Source organism: Burkholderia sp. Bmkn7 (genome assembly GCF_041103175.1).
Lineage (GTDB): Bacteria > Pseudomonadota > Gammaproteobacteria > Burkholderiales > Burkholderiaceae > Burkholderia > Burkholderia cepacia.
Window position 1 is genome coordinate 3,182,218 of sequence record NZ_JBGCUH010000002.1, and the last position, 19,387, is coordinate 3,201,604.

Here is a 19,387-nt window from a genome sequence, read left to right on the forward strand (position 1 = left end):
CCGGAAATGAGGGAAGCGTATGCTCGCGGTTTGCATACGCTTGCGTCGCGAAGCGTTCTCCGTGGTCGCGGCGCCGACCCGCCGTCGAACCCGGTACCCCGCGTCGTCCGGATAGAATCCCCGTTCGACCACTTCGCTACACGCTTCCCGCCATGACCGATTTCTCCCGCTCCATCGACGACCTGTCGCCCGCCCGTGTCACGACCGCGTTCGACCTGCCCGGCCACACGACCGTTCGCTCGCTCGGCGTCGTCCAGGGCATCGTCGTGCGCTCGCGCTCGATCGTCGGTTCGTTCGGCGCATCGCTGCAGACGATCTTCGGCGGCAACATCACGCTGTACACGTCGCTGTGCGAAAAAGCCCGCCAGCAGGCCTTCGACAAGATGCTCGCCGACGCAGGCAAGCTCGGCGCGAACGCGATCGTCGCGATGCGCTACGACTCGACCGAGATCGGCGCGGGTGTCACGGAAGTCATCTGCTACGGCACGGCCGTGCGCGTGACGCAGGACGCCTGACGCCCGTCACGCGTCGCGCTCGAGCGACTTCATCGTCGTGAGCTGCGGGAACAGCCGCATCCACGTGAGCGCAACGGCGATCGTCGCCGCACCGCCGACGACGATCGCGGCCGGCGCGCCCCACCATGCAGCCGTCACACCCGATTCGAATTCGCCGAGTTGATTCGACGTGCCGATGAACAGCGAGTTGACGGCACTCACACGGCCGAGCATGTCGTCGGGCGTGCGCAGCTGCACGAGCGACAGGCGCACGACGACGCTCACCACGTCCGATGCGCCGAGCGCCGCCAGCGCGACGAGCGACAACACGAAATTTCTCGACAGCCCGAACACGATCGTTGCGATGCCGAACGCGATCACGCCGCCGAACATCGCGCGGCCGGGCCGCCCCTTGAGCGGAAAGCGCGTGAGCCACAGCGTGCCCGCGAGTGCGCCGACCGCCGGCGCCGCGCGCAACGCGCCGAGCCCCCACGGCCCGACCTGCAGGATGTCGCGTGCGTAGATCGGCAGCAGCGCGGTCGCGCCGCCGAACAGCACCGCGAACAGGTCGAGCGACAGCGCGCCGAGGATCGCCGGTTCGCGCCGGATGAATGCGATGCCTGAAAACACCGAACGGAGCGTCACCGGTTCGCGCGCGGGCGGCGCGCCGCGCAGCGGAATCGTACCGCTCAACACCGCCGCGACCGCGAACGCGACGACGCTCGTGCCGAACGCGACGGGCGCGCCGACGCCATACAGCAGCCCGCCGAACGCGGGCCCGAGAATCTGCGCGGCCTGGTTCGCCGAGGTCGACAACGCGGTCGCGCGCGGCAGGTCGCTGCGCGGCACGACGGCCGGCAGCAGCGACGACACCGACGGCGACTCGAACGCGCGAGCCGTGCCGACGATCGCCGCGAGCGCATACACGGCCGGCGCGGCCAGCCATCCTTGCGCGGCGCCGAGCAGGAACACGCCGGCGGCCAGCGCCTCGACGGCCTGGCAGATCGTCGCGATGCGCCGGCGGTCGTAGCGATCGGCCACCTGCCCGACGACAAGCGTCAGCGCGAACATCGGCACGAACTGCGCGAGGCCGACGAGACCGAGTGCGAACGCGCTGTGCGTGAGCGCGTAGACGTACCACCCGATTGCAACCGACAGGATCTGGAAAGCCAGGGAAGACATCACGCGCGTGCCCCAGAAGCGCTGGAACGGTACGTGACGGAACAGGTTGGCGGGCAACGGGGATAAGGGACTGGGATCGGGCACGGAGTCGGTCATCGAGGTCTCGGCGGTCGGCGCGGCACGCCGGCACCGTTCGGGAACGCGACGGCGCACGCCGACGCATGCGCGCGACAACGGTACGGACGCGGCGAAATCGCGATGATATGCCAAGCGCGCAAAACGGGCCGGGGACGTGGCCGGCAACGTCGAGCGGACGCAGGGGGCAACGCATCCGGCGGCCCGGGCACGGGATCTTCCGATGCTGGCGGCCGCGGGCTTCACCGGGGCGGAACGCCCTCATCGGCCGCGCCGCCGGCGATGCCGAACAGGCGTTGACCGTCCGGGGTGTCCTCGACTCGCCAACCCTGCGCGCTCAATGCTTCCCGTATCCGGTCGGCCTGCACCCAGTCCTTGTCCGCTCTCGCGCGCTCGCGTTCGGCGAGCAGCGCGCGAACGTGTTCCGGAATGTCGGGTGCAACCGGCCTCCATGCGCGCAAACCGAGGCCCAGCACGGTGTCGAAACTGTCCACGGTCGCTTTCAGCGTCGCGGGGGGCAGGTTGCTCCTGACCAGATCCCAGAGCACCGCGAGCGCCCTGGGCAGATTCAGGTCCTCGTTCACTTCGGCGTCGAATCGCGCGGCGAAATCCGCATCGACGCGCCCCCCGTCCGGCCAGCCGGCATACAGGTGCCGAAGCCGGTTCAGCGCGGTGTGCGCGGCGTCGAGCGACGCCCACGTGAAATGCAGCTTGCTCCGGTAATGGGCCGTCAGGCACAGGTAACGGTACGCGAGCGGGTCGATGTTCCTGCTCTGCAAGGTCTGCAGACGAACGAAATCGCCGCTCGACTTCGACATCTTCACATCGGCATCGAGCGTCAGGAAGTGCCCGTGCATCCAGTAATTCGCGAGGTTCGTGCCGTGGGCCGCCCGCGCTTGCGATCTCGTTGCTGTGGTGCACGGCGATATGGTCCTCGCCGCCGCAATGGATATCGAACAACGTCCCGAGATACTTCGCCGACATCGCCGAGCATTCGATATGCCAGCCCGGAAAGCCGCGCCCCCACGGGCTGTCCCATTCCATCTGCCGCTTGACGCCGGCCGGGCTGAACTTCCACAACGCAAAATCCGTGATGCTCCGCTTGTCGCCCAGCGCGACCCGCTTGCCCGCCTGCAACCCCGCGCGGTCGAGCCGCGCGAGATACCCGTAGTCGTCCTGCCGACTGGTGTCGAAGTAGAGGCCGTCGTCCGTGCGATAGACGTAGCCGCCCCGGTCGAGCGTATCGATGAACGCGATCTGTTCGGCGATGTGATCCGTGGCGCGGCACCAGACTGTCGGCTCGAGCAGGTGGAGCGCGCGCCAGTCCCGCACGAAAGCGTCGGTGTAGCGCCGGGCGATGGCCCACGCCGATTCGCCGGTGCGGCGGCTGCCCTTTTCCATCTTGTCTTCGCCTTCGTCCGCATCCGAAGTCAGGTGGCCGACGTCGGTGATGTTGACGACGTGCCGCACCTCGTATCCGTTGCGCACCAGTACGCGGCGCAGGAGATCCTCGAACACGTAGGTTCTCAGGTTGCCGATGTGGGCGTCGTCGTAGACCGTGGGGCCGCAGCAGTACATGCCGACCTGCCCGGCCCGGATTGGCGTGAACGGGCGTACGGTACGCGACCAGGTGTCATACAGCGCAAGCGGCATCGAGTTTCTCCGTCCGAAGGTGTCGGCCCAAAAACAAAAAGGCCGCCTGTCTTGCATCACAGGCGGCCGGAAGGCGATTGCTTGAATGTTCAGCGAGTTCGCTGGACGCAACTTCCCCCTGGCACGTTCTGACAACATGCGCGGAGCAGCGACGAGAGGAAATGGGCGCGATCAAGCATGGGGACGATGCTAGCGTCTATAGACGGCACCGGTCAATACCGTCGGGCAGTCGCCCGGTGACGATCCCGGTGCGGCGGCCCGGCAGCGGGCCCTGACCGGACGGCCCTCGTGCCCACTCACTCCCGTCAGGCAAAAAAAAGCGCGAACCTCGGTTCGCGCCAAAGAGAGACCTCGCTGAAGACGTCACAACCTCACACCACCCCGCTTAGAACGAATGCCGCATCCCGATCCGCACGTCGGCCTGCGTCTGCGTCGTCGACGGCGTGAAGCTGTAGCCGACCACCGCATCGACGCCTTGCGACGCGCGCAGGTAATCGCCGGAGATATACACGTCGGTCCGCTTCGACAGCAGGTAATGCAGGCCCGCCGTGCCCTGGTTCCAGTGATGGCCTTCGAAGCGCGTGTGCTGGTAGCCCGCGATCAGGCTCAGCGCCGGCGTGAACTGGTACAGGCCGCCGCCTTCATACACCTGCATGTGCGACGACTGGCCGAAACCCTTGATCGTCGTGTACGAGAAGTTGGCGTCGAGCGTCAGCTTGCCGATCGTGTAGCTCGAGCCGATGCCGAACGTGCCCTGGCTGTCGACGTCCATCGGCGTGTTCGCGAACAGGTCGGTGCGTGCGCCGGTCGCCGGATCGACGGTCACCGTCTGCTGGCCGAGGAACGTGTGCGTGCCGATCATCGCGTACGGGTCGAACGCATAGATGCCGTTCGGGTTGTTCAGGCGCGTGTACGCGGCGCCGATCGAGAAGTCGCCCTTCGTGAAGCTCGCGCCCGCGCTCCACGCGCTGTTGCGGTGGAAGTTGCCGGCGACGTTGCCGAACGAGTACATCGCGCCGAACTTGAAGCCGCTGAGGTCGTTCGACAGGAACTTCACCGAATTCGGCAGGCGGTCGCCGTTGAAGCGGTCGAAGTCGCCCTGGTGGATCGCATAACCGCTGCCCCACGCGGAGATGTTGTAGATCGACACGAGTTCGTTCGTGATGTCGAGCTGGTTGCCGAACGACAGCGTGCCCCAGTCGTTCTGCAGGCCGACATACGCCTGCCGGCCGAATTCGGCGCCGCCGAAGCCGAGCTGCCCGGTGCCGAGGCGGAAGCCGCTCTCGAGGGTGAACACGGCCTTCAGGCCGCCGCCGAGGTCTTCCGTGCCCTTCAGGCCGAAACGGTTTCCGTACGCGACGCCGTCGTCGAACTTGACCACGTGCGAGCCGCCCGTGTTGTTCACGTACGTGATGCCTGCGTCGAGAATCCCGTACAGCGTCACACTGCTCTGCGCATGCCCGATGGCGGGCACGCAGGCCGCGCATGCAAGCGCGGCGGCTACGGCAACTTTGGTGTGCTTCATTGTCGACCACCCTCCCTGAACCGTTCGATGGAAAGAATCTCGTCCCGGCGCGTGCCGCGATGCGCCGGTGGATTCGAATTCGGTACGCCCGCTGGCTTCGGCATTTCGTTTTCCGCAATAACGCAGCCATTGGCGAAAAATACAAACCCATATTTCGCGTCACCCGTCTGAAGGCGACACCAAATGGTCACGATGCGACCCGCTCGGGAAAACACGTAGACGGGCGGCCCGGTAAAAACCGGCCGCCCGGAAGGAGGGAATCAGCGCCCGTCGAGGGCCGCGCGCACGGCCGGCAGGCCCGGTGCGCCGGCCGCCGTCGTCACGCCGTCCAGCCAGCCGGCAACCAGCGCCGGGTCGGATTTCAGCGCACGCTGCGCCGCGAGCGCGGGCGACGTCTTGTGGTCGAGCATGTCGGCGATCATCCTGTTCTCGACGTCGACGGAGAACGTCATCTGCCGGAACAGCCGCGCCAGGTTCGCGCACTGGCCGGCGAACCCGGCGCGCGTAACGGTATTGACGGTCGCCCCGCCGTAGTTCGGGCCGAAATACGCATCGCCGCCCGACAGGTAGGTCAGGTGGAACTTCGTGTTCATCAGATGCGGCTCCCAGGCCAGGAACACGATCCACCGCTTGTCGCGCACCGCGCGCTCGACCTGCGTGAGCATGCCCGTCTCGCTCGATTCGACGAGCGACCAGTTTGCCGCGCCGAGCGCATGGTCGGCGAGCATCCGCTTGATGTTCTGGTTCGCGGGCGCGCCAGGCTCGATCCCGTAGATCTTGCCGCCGAAGCGGTCGGCGTAGCGCGCGAGATCGGCGAACGTACGCACGCCGGCGGCGGCCACGTAGTCGGGCACCGCGAGCGTGAACTTCGCGCCGCTCAGGTTCGCGTGCAGCACGTCGATCGATTTCTCGTCGACGAACGGCTTCACGAGCGGCGCCTGCGCGGGCATCCAGTTGCCGAGGAACACGTCGACCTGCCCTTTCTTGAGCCCCTGGTACGTGATCGGCACCGACAGGTTCGCCACGTCCTGCCGGTAGCCGAGCGCCTTCAGCACGACGCCCGCCATCGCATTCGTCGCATCGATGTCGGTCCAGCCGGGCGCCGCCATCTTCACGTCGCCGCACGTCTGCGGGTCGGCCGCGTGCGCAGGCTGCGTCGCCGCCACGCACGCGGCGGCGGCGAGCGCCGCGCCGATCCTTCGGATTGCTGCATTGCGTTGCCGTTTCATGGTTCGCTTCCTCCGTCGTTCTTCAATGATCGCGATGCGGGGCGCTCAACGCCCGATGCGCGGAAAGCGCGCCATCGCCTCGAGCGTGTCGAGTTCGATGTGATTGCGCATGTAGCGCTGGCTCGCGTCGGTGAACGGCTGCCAGTCCCACGCGTGGATGCGGCCCTGCGTCGTCGCCGCGTAATGGAAACGCCGGCGCCGCTGGCTCGCGCGCACCTGGCGATCCAGTTCGGGCAGGTTCCAGCGCTGCGCGGCTTGCGCACGGAACGCGGCCAGCACGTCCGCGGCTTCCGGCGTGCCGGCGAGGTTCGTCAGCTCGCGCGGGTCGTCGCCGAGGTGATAGAGCTGGTCGGGATCGGCCGGGCAATGCACGTACTTCCAGTCGCCGCTGCGGATCATCACGACCGGCGCGACCGCACCTTCCGCGAGGTATTCGCCGAGCGCAACATCGTGCGCCGGCGTGCCGTTCAGGTGCGGCACGAGGCTTGCCCCGTCGACGGGGTCCGGCCAGCCGCCGGCGGGGGCGGCGCCGGCCAGGTCGACGAGCGTCGGCAGCAGGTCGACGTGCGACACCGGCCCGCGCACGCGCGCGGCGCCGAAGCGGCCCGGCGCATGCACGATCAGCGGCACGCGGCAGCCGCCCTCGAAGAAGGTCATCTTGTACCAGAGCCCGCGTTCGCCGAGCATGTCGCCGTGGTCGGACGTGACGATCACGATCGTGTCGTCGGCGAATCCGCACTGCTCGAGCGCGGCCAGCACACTGCCGAACTGCGTGTCGACGTACGAGGTTGCACCGTAGTACGCGCGACGTGCGGCGCGGATCTGTGCGTCGGTGGGCGGCGTCCGGTCGTTCTCGCAGACGAAACGCAGCCGCTGCGAATGCGGATCGCTTTCCGCCGCGTCGAGGCGCACGGCCGGCAGGTCGATCTCGTCGTCGCGATAGAGATCCCAGTATTCGCGCGTGATCGCATACGGGTCGTGCGGATGGGTCAGCGACACGACCATGCAGAACGGCCGCGCATCGTGTCCGGCCGCGCGCTCGCGCGCGACGTCGTACAGCTTCTGCTTCGCGGCGAACGTGACCTCGTCGTCGAAATCGAGCTGGTTGGTGCGCACGCACGGGCCCGCGTCGAGTACCGAACTCATGTTGTGATACCAGCTCGGCCGCTCCGCCGGGCTGTCCCAGTCGGGCACCCAGCCGAAATCGGCCGGATAGATGTCGGTCGTGAGCCGCTCCTCGAAGCCGTGCAACTGGTCGGGCCCGCAGAAGTGCATCTTGCCGGACAGCATCGTCCGGTAGCCGCCCGCGCGCAGGTAGTGCGCGAACGTCAGCGTTTGCGCCGGCAATTCGGCGGCGTTATCGTAGGCGCCGATCCCCGACGGCAGCTTGCCGGTCAGCAGCGAAAAACGCGACGGCGCGCACAGCGGGCTCGCGCAATACGCGGCGTCGAACACCACGCCTTGCGCGGCGAGACGGTCCAGCGTCGGCGTGCGCGCGACGCGGTTGCCGTAGGCCGGCAGCGCGAACGGCGTAAGCTGGTCGGCCATCAGGATCAGGATGTTGGGTGTCGGGTTCGTCATCGGCAGTCGTGGGGAAAACGGTGTTCGAATGGAACGGCGCGCCGCTCGCGCAGCGAGACGTCCGGCATGACGGAAGCGGCCCGACGAAAGTGCCGCGCGGGCACGCCGCGCTGGCTAGAATCGCGGAATGCGTTGCGTGCCACCCGTGGCGCGGAATGCGAAGCGGGGCGTGAAGCAGCCCGTGAAGCAGCCTGTAAAGCACGTGTGCCGCACCGTCCGATGCACTATCGCCTGCCCGAATTCGCGCGGGAAGGCGTCCGGCCCTTATGGGGCCATTAGAGGGACTTATGTCGAAATCCGAACCGTTACCGTCGATGCAGGCGCTGCGCGCGTTCGAATCGGCTGCCCGGCTCGCGAGCTTCACGGCCGCCGCGCGCGAGCTCGGCTCCACCCAGCCGGCCGTGAGCCAGCAGGTGTTCCAGCTCGAGGCCGAACTGGGCGTGCCGCTGTTCGAGCGCAGCCCGCGCGGTGTCACGCTGACGGCCGACGGCGAGTGCCTGTACGAAGCGGTGCGGCTGAGCCTCGACACGCTGCGCGGCGCCACCGCGACCCTGCGGGCGCGCCGCGAGCACGGCGCGCTCACGATCGTCACCGACTTCGGCTTCGCCACCTACTGGTTGATGCCGCGCCTGGCCGGGCTGAAGCGCGTGATGCCGGATGTCGACGTGCGGGTCGTCACGTCGCAGGATTACGACGCGCAGCGCGACCACGGCGACATCGCGATCCTGTTCGGCGACGGCCACTGGCCGTCGTGCACGGCCGCGCGACTCTTTCCGGAATCGGTCACGCCCGTGTGCTCGCCCGCGTTCCGCGACGCGCACCCGCACGTCGCCCGGGCCGATCACCTGCTCGCGTTGCCGCTGCTGCACGTGCAGCCGACGCGCCCCGAGCGCTGGCTGTCGTGGTCCGGCTGGTTCGACGCGCACGGCCTCGACACGGCAGCCGCCGCGCGCGGCGTGACCTTCAATAGCTATGCGCTCGTGATTCATGCGGCGCTGCTCGGCGAAGGCGTTGCGCTCGGCTGGGCACCGCTCGTCGACGAACTCGTCGCGTCCGGGCAGCTCGTGAAGCTCGTCGACGCGCCGGTCGTCACGCCGCGCGGCTACTTTCTCGTGCGGCCGCCGCAGCGGCCCGAGCCGGACGCGACCCACGTGTTCCGGCGCTGGCTGCTCGACGCGTGCGCGCCGGCCTGAACGGCCGTCCGTCCGGCCGGCGGCACCGGGCCTGATGCACGCCTGACGCCCGCTGGACCGGCCGCGCCCGCCCCGCCTGACGCCTCCCCCGGCGCCCGCCTGAAGCCCCGCCCGCACCCCGCCGCCGTCCGGCCGCGCTGGCGTGCCGATACCAGCCACACGGCGGGTTGGTTCTATCCGCGCCCCAATCGTCCTGATTTACTTGAGCCTCCCGCTACCCGCGTAGCGTGGCGCCCCGTCGCGCCGCCGCGCGGGTTGCGTTCCATGACATCCGAGGAATCTCATGACCGCCGACTCACGCCCCGATCAATTCGTCCTGACGCTGTCGTGCCCGAGCGCGGCCGGCCAGGTCGCCGCCGTCGTCGGCTTTCTCGAGCGCCATCGCTGCTACGTCGATGCGCTGAACGTGTTCGACGACGATCTCAGCAATCGCTTCTTCGTGCGCTGCGTGTTTCATCCGACCGATGAAACGCTGCAGATCGACGCGCTGCGCCAGGAATTCGGGCCGATCGCGACCGCGCTCGGCGGCGGCGGCGCAGGCGACACGCAATGGGCGATTCACGACGTGAATGCACGGCCGAAGGTGCTGATCATGGTGTCGAAGCTCGAGCACTGCCTCGCGGACCTGCTGTTCCGCTGGCGGATGGGCGAGCTGAAGATGGACATCGTCGGCATCGTGTCGAACCATCCCGACTTCGAGCCGCTCGCCGCGCAACACGGCCTGCCGTTCCGCCATTTCCCGATCACGGCCGATACGAAGGCGCAGCAGGAAGCGCAATGGCTCGACTTCTTCGAGTCGAGCGGCGCCGAACTCGTGATCCTCGCGCGCTACATGCAGGTGCTGTCGCAGGAAACGAGCGCGAAGCTCGCGAACCGCGCGATCAACATCCACCATTCGTTCCTGCCCGGCTTCAAGGGCGCGAAGCCGTATCACCAGGCGCATGCGCGCGGCGTGAAGCTGATCGGCGCGACCGCGCACTTCGTCACCGACGATCTCGACGAAGGCCCGATCATCGAGCAGGTCGTCGAGCGCGTCGATCATGCGCTGCGTCCGGAGCAGTTGCTCGCGGTGGGGCGCGACGTCGAATGCATCACGCTCGCGCGTGCGGTGAAGGCGTTCATCGAGCGCAGGGTGTTCCTGAACGGCGACCGGACGGTGGTGTTTTCGTAAGCGGGCGGGCCTCGCCGTCCGTCACGCGGAAGCCGACGGCACGCGCGCACGCGCCGTGCCGATTCGTCGTGCACGGTGTCGCAGATAGAGGTTGTTGAGGATCAGCGCCACGCCCGTCAGCGCGGCCCCCAGGATCTGCGCGCGGTTGGGCACGACGCCCGTGACCGCGGATACGATGAATGCCGTGATGGGCACGACGTCCATGAACAGCACGCCGTTCATCGGCCCGAGGTTCCGGTTGCCCGTCATCCACAGCAGGATCGCGCCGAAGCCGGCCACCGGCCCCATGTACGCGAGATGCGGCAGCACCGCATGCACCGCGGCGAGTGACGGTGCCGCGATCCGGTGCGTCGCGATCAGCACCAGGTTGACTGCGACGATCGTGGTCAGTCCAAGCCACGTCGTGAAGGTCGTGTATTTCAGTGCCGACCATTTCGTGAACCGCGCTGCGCCGAACGTATAGACGACCCAGCACAACGCGCCGACGACGATCAGCGCGTTGGCCGCGTAGTGCTGCGGTTCGTGCAGTGCGGCGATCACGTCGCCGCGCGTGATGACGAGCGCGACGCCGGTAAAGGACAGGACGACGAACAGCACCGACACCGGCGCGGGCGCGACGCGCCGCACCAGTGCGTTGAGCAGCAGCCCCATCATCGGCTGCGTGGCCATCATGATCGATGCGGTCAGCGCGCCCTCGTCGCCGGCCAGCTGCTGGCCCAGGAACACGAACGACCCGAATCCGCAGAAGCCGACCGATCCGAGCAGCCATGCGAGCGCCACGGGTTCTCCGGCAGAACGAAACGCACCAGGCCCTTCGACGACCCGCAGCAACACGAGGAAGCACATCCCGGCGATCAGATAGCGCAGCGACGTGAACGTAAAGGGATCGATGTACCGCAACGCATCGGTCATCACCGGAAACATCACGCCCATCAGGATCGTTGCGGTCACACATGCGACGACGCCTTTCCCGTACGCGTTCGCGGCAGGCATTGCGAGTGTTGCGTCATTCATGACTGATCATTCCCAAATTGATTGAAAAACGATGCCGGTACGGTTGCGCGCAGCGGCAGTGTCGTATCGCGTTCGTTACCCTGTTTGCCTACCCTTCACGGTCGCGATGCGGGGCCTCGGTATGCCTCGCATTTGAAACCATTCATTCTCAAAATAACCAAAAAAATCAGGTCAGTGCCCGCATCGCGATTTCGACGATCGATGCCAGCTCCGCCTCCGATGCACTCGACTTGCCCAACACACGCATGCCCTGGATCAGGCACAACAGGAACCGGCCCACCTCCTCCGGATCGAGATGCCGGTCGAAATCGCCCGACTGCTGGCCGCGCGCGACAGCCAGGCTGAATTGCGAGCCAATGCGCAGCAGGGTCGATTCGATGTACGGGCGCAACGCGTCGTCGCCGGGCAGGAGTTCGACGGCCGAATTCGTGATGAAGCAGCCGCGCCGCTCCGACAGGCGTGCGCCGATTTCCGTGTAGTACAGGAGCGCCGCCTTGAGTGCCTGCCGTGGCGGCAGATCCGCCACGAGACGCTCCTTGAGCCGTGCGATCGCACCTTCCGCATAGCGGTCGAATGCGGCGACCAGCAACCCGTGCTTGTCGCCGAAGGTGCGGTACAGGCTGCCGCGAAAGACACCGGTCGCGTCGCACAACGCGTCGATCGATGTCGCGTGATACCCCTGCTCCCAGAACACGCGTGCCGCCGCGTCGATCACCTCGTCGGTGTCGAATTCGCGTGGGCGGCCCCTGTCACGGGAGCTGGGAGAGGTCGGGCTCATGAGTCCGGATATTAGAACTGATCATTCCCAAAATCAAGCTCGAACACCGAAAGTCGTCGACGACCAGCTCACCGCGCAGCAGAACTCCCCCTTGTCACAGCTCGCGGCAGAGCAGGCATCGTTACAGAAAATACAGTCTCAAGGAGCAAATCCGTTCGACGACTCGCACCCGGACAACTGGTTGCCGGTATACGTTCATGCCAAACTGATGACGGTCGACGACGCATTCATGACGCTGGGCTCGGCGAACGTGAACATCCGAAGCATGAACGTCGATAGCGAGCTCAATATCTGTCACGAGAACAGCGATGTCACGAAGCCGTTGCGAAGGAAGCTTTGGGGGCTTCATACCAAAAACCAGGGCGCCCAGGATGATGTCACGAGCGCTTTCACTGGCTGGACCATGGTTCTCGGCCAGAACAAGATCAACGAAGACAAAGGGCTTGCTCCGTTTGCATCGCTTGTCAAATTCGCGAGAGCTTCTGACAGTCGCACCTACGACGATTGATCGATGAAAAAATACATACTGCTTATTTCATTTGCCGTACTCGTCTGTGCCTGCTCGAAAAAGGATACTCCCGTGCCCCAATCGACCCAGCTACCCGATCTGAACACCGTGCACGCCAATCTCGCATTCAACTGCGCGCATGAGGCTGATCATCTCCCGGCGCTTGATCCGAAAGCTGACCTTCTGTACCAGTACGCCAGATACCTGCAAAAGCAGAGCGCGCCAAAAGACTTCGACGATATCGTCCATTACTATCGGATCGCGGCAGCATACGGTCACTACAAGGCGAACAACAACGCTCAACTCCTGATTTCGCAAGAACTGGCCCACTCGCCCAACGCGCCGAAAGAATCCGTGGACCTTGCAGCACAGCTCGTCGAACAAGGCATTCCCGCCGGATACTATGACATTGGCCACTATCTCGAGATCGGGTACGGCCTGAAACAGGATCCGGACGTATCGTTGCGTTACTTTCGCAAAGCGGCTGACTTGGGAAGCCCGCAGGCCCAGTATTACGTTGGGGAACTACTCGCTCCACGAGACAATGCACCTGCCATTGCAAAACAAATGCGGGAATGCGCTACGGCGCAAGGCTATGGGAAAGCAGCTTTGATGCTCGGACTGGACTTGAAGACCGACGGGGCATACCCGGAGGCGCTGAAGACCTTCCAGAAAGGCGTCGAGGCCGGAAGTACCGAATGCGCGTTTACACTGGAAAATGCATTTCGAGGGCCGTCGAAATCCGACACGCTGTATTACCTGTCGCTCTCGAACGATCCTGAGCGCTCCAGACGATATCAAGTGATCGGCAAATTCATCAACAGCAACGATGGCCGCAATCCCAAGGTTCCCGATATCGACAAGATCGTCCCTCTGCCGCCGGCCAAGCTCCCGCCCTGGGACGGTACCTTCCAGTGGCAAAAGGAGCAGGATGCCGCCGCGCCTCCGCAAAAGCCTTCTGACGAGATGATCAACGAAATGGCGAAGGCGAAGCACCTCGACCCGGCGACGGGCTTGCCGCTCGCCGGCGTACAGGACAAGACTTCGGCTGAGCCGCAACCGGCAACCCTCGCAGCTCGACTGCCGATCGGAACGGTCGCTCGCACCGGGGAACGCTGCCCCGAAGACGGCGTCTGGTGTGCGGCGCTGAAGGAAGGTCAGGCCGGCGACTCGGAACGGCGGTTCCTGAAGGGCGATACGCTGCCTTCGATCATCGTGCACGAATCAAGAGCACTTCCGCTCCTCGATCGCGTGATCGGCATGCGTCAACAGACCACGCAAGTCGCGTGGCGGCTTGTGTCGTACCTCGATCAGGCCTGACGACGATGCGTGCGCCACATTCTACGCCGCTCTTCCCGTTCCCGCCCCATGTACGGTTTCCGTATCCGGCTCGGGGGTCACTTCGAACGCTACATGCCCACGCAAAACAGCACGACCGTCAGATCGTCTGCGCCGCATACAGCATGAGATTCGGCCACACGCTGCGCAGCGGCACTTCGAGCTCCAAGCCGTGCAGCATCCGAACCGTACTTACTACGATTGCTCGATGAACAGATTCGTCCTGTGCATTTCGCTCGCCCTTCTCATGGCTTCGTGTACGAAAAAGGACACCCCCGTGCCCCAATCGACCCAGCTACCCGATCTGAACGCCGTGCACGCCAATCTCGCATTCAACTGCGCGCATGAGGCTGATCATCTCCCGGCGCTTGATCCGAAAGCTGACCTTCTGTACCAGTACGCCAGATACCTGCAGAAGCAGAGCGGCCCAAAAGACTTCGACGATATCGTCCGTTACTATCGGATCGCGGCAGCATACGGCCACTACAAGGCGAACAACAACGCCCAACTCCTGATTTCGCAAGAGCTGGCCCACTCCCCCGACCCGGCGAAAGAAGTGGTTGATCTCGCTTCAAAACTGGTCGAGCAAGGCATACCGTCCGGCTACTACAATATCGGCCACTATCTCGAAACTGGATATGGCCTGAAGCAAGACTACGAGATGTCGCTGCGTTACTTCCGAAAGGCTGCCGATTTGGGCAACCCCGATGCGCAGTACTACATCGGCGAATTGCTCGCACCGCGAGACAATGCACCGGCCATTGCGAAGCAGATGCGGGAGTGCGCAACTGCCCAAGGCAACGGCAAAGCAGCCAACATGCTTGGCGCCGACTTGATGACCGACGGTTTCTATCAGGAAGCACTCAAGGCCTTCCAGAAAGGTGCCGAGTCCGGAGACACGCAAAGTGCATTCCTGCTCGAACACGCGTTCCAAGGCCCGCCCAAGTCCGATGCCCTGTATTACCTCGACTTGGCCAGCGATCCCGAACGCACACGACGCTACGCACAGATCGGAAAATTCATCGACCGCAACGACGGCCGTAACCCCAAGGTTCCCGATATCGACAAGATCGTCCCTCTGCCGCCGGCCAAGCTCCCGCCCTGGGACGGCACCTTCCAGTGGCAAAAGGAGCAGGATGCCGCCGCGCCTCCGCAAAAGCCTTCTGACGAGATGATCAACGAAATGGCGAAGGCGAAGCACCTCGATCCGGCGACGGGCTTGCCGCTCGCCGGCGTACAGGACAAGACTTCGGCTGAGCCGCAACCGGCAACCCTCGCGACTCGACTGCCGATCGGAACGGTCGGAACGGTCGCTCGCACCGGGGAACGCTGCCCCGAAGACGGCGTCTGGTGTGCGGCGCTGAAGGAAGGCCAGGCTGGCGACTCGGAACGACGGTTCCTGAAGGGCGATACGCAGCCTTCGATCATCGTGCACGAATCAAGAGCGCTTCCGCTTCTCGATCGCGTGATCGGCATGCGCCAACAGACCACGCAAGTCGCGTGGCGGCTTGTGTCGTACCTCGATCAGGCCTGACGCACGCGCGCCGGGCAATCGTGAAGCGCAAGCAGTGCACCAGCTCCTCTCGCGTCGGACCCGTGTGCGGTTTCCGTGTCCGGCGCAAGAGTCGCCTTGCTCACCACCCGCTCACTTCACCCACGCAAAGTAATACGACAACCAGATCGTGAGCCCTGCCCCGACCAGCGCCGCATACGGCATCAGGTTGAGCCACATCGCTCGCTTCGGCACCTCGAGTTCCATGTCGCGCTGCATCTGCGCAGGGAACCGGCCGCGATCCTGCCAGTAGTGGCGATAGAGAAACACCGGCACGATCAGCAGCATCGCGATCAGTCCGTTGCGCAGCGTGCCTTCGCCCTGCAGGTTCGCGCCCGCGCCGACATAGACGAGGTTCGCGTAGCCGCAGATCGAGCCGGCAACGAGCAGCCATGTCGGGCAGCGGAACGGCCGATCCCAGTTGCCGCGGTCCATCCGGTGGATCCAGCCCGACTGAAGATTCAGGAATACGAACAGCATGTAGCAGACGTTCGAGATCGACAGCACCGTCATGTAGTCCGACATCATCAGCAACACGAGGTTGAAGCCGAGATCGGTCCACATCGCGCGCGTGGGCGAGCCGTGCTCGTTCACGTGCGACAGGTACTTCGGCAGCCAGCCGTCGACCGATGCCTGGTACAGCGTGCGCGACGAGCCCATCATCGACGTCATCACGATCAGCAGGATCGACAGCATCAGCATCACGACGACCGCGTTCGCGACCCACGCGCCGCCGCCGACGATCTTCGCCATTGCGGCCGCGACGCCGGTGCCGTCGCCGATCGACGGATCGAGCATCGCCTGCGTGCCGAGCGCACCCTGGAACGCCATCGGCACGAGCGTCATCACGACGAGGCACAGCGCGCCCGACCAGAAGATCGCCTTGGCGGTATCGCGACGCGGGTCGCGGAATTCGCGCGTGTAGCAGACGGCCGTCTCGAAACCATACGACGCCCAGCCGGCCATGAACATCGCACCGAGCGCCATCGTGACGCCCTGCCCGTTCCACGAGCCGAACGTCGCGGTCGTGAGATTGCCCTGTGCGTCGTGACCGAGCGGCAGCAGCGGGAGCAGGTTCGACATCGGCACGTCGCCCGTGACGAACGGCACGATGCCGACGATCAACAGCGGCGTGAGCGACGCGATGCCGAGAATGCGCTGCGTGCGCGCCGCCTTCGATGCACCGCTGTGTTGAAGCTTGAACGTGATGAGAAGCAGGATCGTCGCGATGATGAACGTCGCATTGATCCGCAGGGACAGACCCGGCTTGATGAACCCGAGATCCGCAACCTTGAGCTGCCAGTGCAGCACCGCCGCGTCGGCGGGAAAGAGACTCGTGAGCGCATAGCTCGCCGCGAGGCCGCAGCCGAGCGCGAGCATCGGCGACCACGCGAGCCAGTTGCACCACACGGAAACCGGGGCAATCAGCTTGCTGTAACGGACCCAGCCGATCGCGCCATATACGGACGCGCCGCCCGATTTATGGGGAAATAGCCCCGATATTTCCGCATAAGTCGCGCTCTGAATCAGCCCCATCGTGATCGCGGCGATCCAGATCGCCCACCCGGGCTGGCCGATCGTCGCGCATACGCCGCCGATCGTGAACAGCACGCCTGCCGGCACGCCGCTCGTTACCCAAAAAGCGTCTTTCCAAGTCAGGCCACGATGCAGCGTGTGGCCCGTCGAATCATGTGAGATGGTTGCCTCAACATCACTGGTGCTGTTCGCACGCAGTCCTGCCTGACTCATCCAATTCCTCCTGTGATGACTCCGCACAAGGGCCGTAGTGTAACAACATACCGGCTTTCTTGCAGAATCAAAAAAATAATTCCGGGATATGATCGCATCGCAGTGCAATTATTTCGCTATCCTGCCGATCAATCCCGGACTGTCTCTTCGTCTTTTTATTGCGGCGAATCGTGGCGGCTTATTGCGCGCCTTCCGTCCACGAATTCACGCGGTCCGCATGCGCTGCAATCCATGCATCGGCAGCCGCTTCCGGCTTCGAGCCGTTCTGGATCGCGAGCATCACGCTGTCGATCTCGCCCGGCTTCCACTGGAATTTCTTCAGGAACGCAACGACCGGCTTGGCCTTCGTTTCGAGCTGCGGGTTCACGACACTGTCGACATGCTCCGCACCGCCGAACACCTTCTTCGGATCCTCGAGGAAGCGCAGCTTCCACTTCGCGAACATCCAGTGCGGCGCCCAGCCGGTCACGATCACCGGCTTGTTCGCGCCGACCGAGCGCGACAACTCGGCCGTCATCGCGCTGCCCGAGCTCGGCATCAGCGTGTAGTTCAACCCGTAGCTCTTGATCGCGTCGTCGGTCTTGCGCATCACGCCCGCACCTGCGTCGATACCGACGATCCGGCCGCCGAAGCTGCTTTTTTCGGCATTCAGGTCGTCGATGCTCTTCGCCTTCACGTACGCGGGCACGATCAGGCCGATCTTCGCATCGGGGAAATTCGCGCCGAGGTCGACGACCTTGGCCTTGTACTCGTCCCAGTACGAGCCGTGCGTGACCGGCAGCCACGCGGACAGCGTCGCGTCGAGGTCACCGCGCGCAACGCCCTGCCACATGATGCCGGCAGCGACCGGCACGAGCTTCACCTCATAGCCGAGCTTCTTCTCGATCACGCGCGCCGCGACGTTCGACGTCGCCACGCTGTCGTCCCAGCCTTCGACGTAGCCGATCTTCAGCGTGGGCTTCGTATCGGCGAGCGCCGATGCGCTCAGTGCCACCATCGCCGACAGTGCGCCGGTCCACATCAGTTTTCCGAACAGCTTCATGGTCGATCTCCTTGAAATGCGCACCGTGCGCGTTGTCTCTCTAGGTTCTTCAACCACAAATCCGCGGTATCGTTGTTTTCCGACGGATGCTTGTCCGGACGCGACGCGCCCGGACAGCCGATGGCGAGTTTCGACTACTTGTCGATCACGAGATCCGACAGCGGCTTGCTGCAGCACAGCAGCACCATCCCCTGGTCGATCTCGCGCTGGCGGATACCGCCGTTGTGCTTCATTTCAACCTGCCCCGACACGAGCTTCACCTTGCAGGTGCCGCACATGCCCTGCGTGCACGAGGCCGGCAGCCGCACGCCGGACTGGCGCGCCGCATCCAGCACGTGCTGCTCCGAGCCGCATGAAATCTCGCGATTGCTCTTTGCAAAGCTGACCGTGTACTGCTTCGTATCGGTGTCGGCGCCTTCGGCGGGCGGGGCGAGATCGGCGAGCAGCTCGTCGCTTGCGGTCTGCGCGAGCGTTTCGAACGAGAAGCTCTCCTCGTGATACTGCTTGCGATCGAAGCCGGCTTCGTCGAGCAGGTCGCGCACGGCCTTCATGTACGGCGCGGGGCCGCACGTGAAGATCTCGCGCTCCATGAAATCCGGTGCGATCAGCTTCAGCAGCGGCAGCGTCAGGAAGCCCGTGACGCCCGGCCAGTTGGTGCGCGCGCCGACGCGCTCGACGACGAACGACGTGCGGAAATTCGTGTGATTCGACGCGATCAGGTCGAGCTCGCGCGCGAAGATGATGTCGTCCGGCGTGCGTGCGCTGTGCACGAACAGGATGTCGCGATCCTCGGCGAGATCGTGGTGCGCGCGGCTCATCGACATCAGCGGCGTGACGCCCGAGCCCGCCGACAGGAACAGGTACTTGCGCGCCGGATGTCGTGCGCACGTGAATTCGCCGGCCGGGCCGAGTACGCGCACCGGTGCGCCCGGCTGCAGGTTGTCATGCAGCCAGTTCGACACCTTGCCGCCCGGCACGCGCTTCACCGTGATCGACACCGTGTGCGGCCGCGCGGGCGACGACGAGATCGTGTAGCAGCGGTTGATCGTTTCGCCGTCGATGTCGAGCTCGAGCGTGAGGAACTGCCCGGGCTCGAACGAGAACGAGCGGCCCTGCGGCGAACGGAAGAAGAAACTCTTCACGTCGTGCGTTTCCTGCCGCACATGGCAACACACCAGCGTTTCCTCGACGTCGCTCGTCCAGCGCTCGGGAAGGGCGTTCCAGAACGCCGGGCGTGTGACCCGGCTGTCCACCGGCTCGAAATTGGCCGCATCTCGCATCATCTGTAACTCCGCTTCAGTGC

General features: G+C 65.0%; 15 protein-coding genes and 1 pseudogene. 6 read left to right on the forward strand and 10 right to left on the reverse strand.

Annotated elements, in window-relative coordinates; translation table 11 throughout:
- Positions 1-152 precede the first annotated feature (152 nt).
- Positions 153-515, forward strand: coding sequence for a YbjQ family protein (locus AB3K92_RS20165; protein ID WP_059489505.1), 363 nt, complete (start codon positions 153-155; stop codon positions 513-515).
- 6 nt (positions 516-521) lie between these two features.
- Here AB3K92_RS20165 and AB3K92_RS20170 read toward each other — a convergent pair whose 3' ends face one another.
- The 5 genes and pseudogenes from AB3K92_RS20170 to betC form a co-directional block, all read right to left on the reverse strand.
- On the reverse strand, positions 522-1,772 hold the full coding sequence (locus tag AB3K92_RS20170) for an MFS transporter (protein ID WP_369465690.1): 1,251 nt from the start codon (positions 1,770-1,772) through the stop codon (positions 522-524).
- A 221-nt stretch (positions 1,773-1,993) separates the two neighbouring features.
- A pseudogene (gene cysS / locus AB3K92_RS20175) lies at positions 1,994-3,404 on the reverse strand (cysteine--tRNA ligase).
- A gap of 385 nt (positions 3,405-3,789) precedes the next feature.
- Complete coding sequence (locus AB3K92_RS20180; protein WP_021161478.1) at positions 3,790-4,929, reverse strand: porin; 1,140 nt, start codon at positions 4,927-4,929, stop codon at positions 3,790-3,792.
- 260 nt (positions 4,930-5,189) lie between these two features.
- Positions 5,190-6,158: a choline ABC transporter substrate-binding protein gene (gene choX / locus AB3K92_RS20185; protein ID WP_059853320.1), complete on the reverse strand. Its 969-nt coding sequence runs from the start codon at positions 6,156-6,158 to the stop codon at positions 5,190-5,192.
- Between the two features lie 45 nt (positions 6,159-6,203).
- Entirely contained in the window at positions 6,204-7,739 is a 1,536-nt protein-coding gene (gene betC, locus AB3K92_RS20190) for a choline-sulfatase (RefSeq protein ID WP_021161480.1), read from the reverse strand.
- 287 nt (positions 7,740-8,026) lie between these two features.
- Here betC and AB3K92_RS20195 point away from each other — a divergent pair, with 287 nt between their 5' ends.
- Positions 8,027-8,932, forward strand: coding sequence for a LysR family transcriptional regulator (locus AB3K92_RS20195; RefSeq protein WP_042976344.1), 906 nt, complete (start codon positions 8,027-8,029; stop codon positions 8,930-8,932).
- 283 nt (positions 8,933-9,215) lie between these two features.
- Positions 9,216-10,103: a formyltetrahydrofolate deformylase gene (purU, locus tag AB3K92_RS20200; protein WP_060222306.1), complete on the forward strand. Its 888-nt coding sequence runs from the start codon at positions 9,216-9,218 to the stop codon at positions 10,101-10,103.
- 21 nt (positions 10,104-10,124) lie between these two features.
- Here purU and AB3K92_RS20205 read toward each other — a convergent pair whose 3' ends face one another.
- Positions 10,125-11,117 carry a DMT family transporter gene (locus tag AB3K92_RS20205; protein WP_369465691.1) on the reverse strand — a complete coding sequence of 331 codons (993 nt, stop codon included), beginning with the start codon at positions 11,115-11,117 and terminating at the stop codon, positions 10,125-10,127.
- 166 nt (positions 11,118-11,283) lie between these two features.
- Positions 11,284-11,895, reverse strand: a complete 612-nt coding sequence (locus AB3K92_RS20210; protein WP_369465692.1) for a TetR/AcrR family transcriptional regulator — start codon at positions 11,893-11,895, stop codon at positions 11,284-11,286.
- Between AB3K92_RS20210 and AB3K92_RS20215 the strand changes: the two genes are divergently transcribed.
- The 3 genes from AB3K92_RS20215 (at position 11,894) to AB3K92_RS20225 (ending at position 15,275) form a co-directional block, all read left to right on the forward strand.
- Complete coding sequence (locus AB3K92_RS20215; RefSeq protein ID WP_369465693.1) at positions 11,894-12,403, forward strand: phospholipase D-like domain-containing protein; 510 nt, start codon at positions 11,894-11,896, stop codon at positions 12,401-12,403. The two genes, AB3K92_RS20210 and AB3K92_RS20215, sit on opposite strands and share 2 nt — an antisense overlap.
- 3 nt (positions 12,404-12,406) lie before the next feature.
- Complete coding sequence (locus tag AB3K92_RS20220; RefSeq protein WP_369465694.1) at positions 12,407-13,723, forward strand: sel1 repeat family protein; 1,317 nt, start codon at positions 12,407-12,409, stop codon at positions 13,721-13,723.
- Positions 13,724-13,949: 226 nt separating this feature from the next.
- Positions 13,950-15,275, forward strand: coding sequence for a sel1 repeat family protein (locus tag AB3K92_RS20225; RefSeq protein WP_369465695.1), 1,326 nt, complete (start codon positions 13,950-13,952; stop codon positions 15,273-15,275).
- A gap of 111 nt (positions 15,276-15,386) precedes the next feature.
- Here AB3K92_RS20225 and AB3K92_RS20230 read toward each other — a convergent pair whose 3' ends face one another.
- From AB3K92_RS20230 to AB3K92_RS20240, 3 genes are all read right to left on the reverse strand, one after another.
- Complete coding sequence (locus AB3K92_RS20230) at positions 15,387-17,042, reverse strand: APC family permease (RefSeq protein WP_369465696.1); 1,656 nt, start codon at positions 17,040-17,042, stop codon at positions 15,387-15,389.
- 178 nt (positions 17,043-17,220) lie between these two features.
- Positions 17,221-18,084 carry a glycine betaine ABC transporter substrate-binding protein gene (locus AB3K92_RS20235; protein WP_021160639.1) on the reverse strand — a complete coding sequence of 288 codons (864 nt, stop codon included), beginning with the start codon at positions 18,082-18,084 and terminating at the stop codon, positions 17,221-17,223.
- Between the two features lie 134 nt (positions 18,085-18,218).
- Positions 18,219-19,367 (reverse strand): hybrid-cluster NAD(P)-dependent oxidoreductase, encoded by a 1,149-nt coding sequence (locus AB3K92_RS20240; RefSeq protein ID WP_021160638.1) that lies wholly within the window; start codon positions 19,365-19,367, stop codon positions 18,219-18,221.
- Positions 19,368-19,387 lie beyond the last annotated feature (20 nt).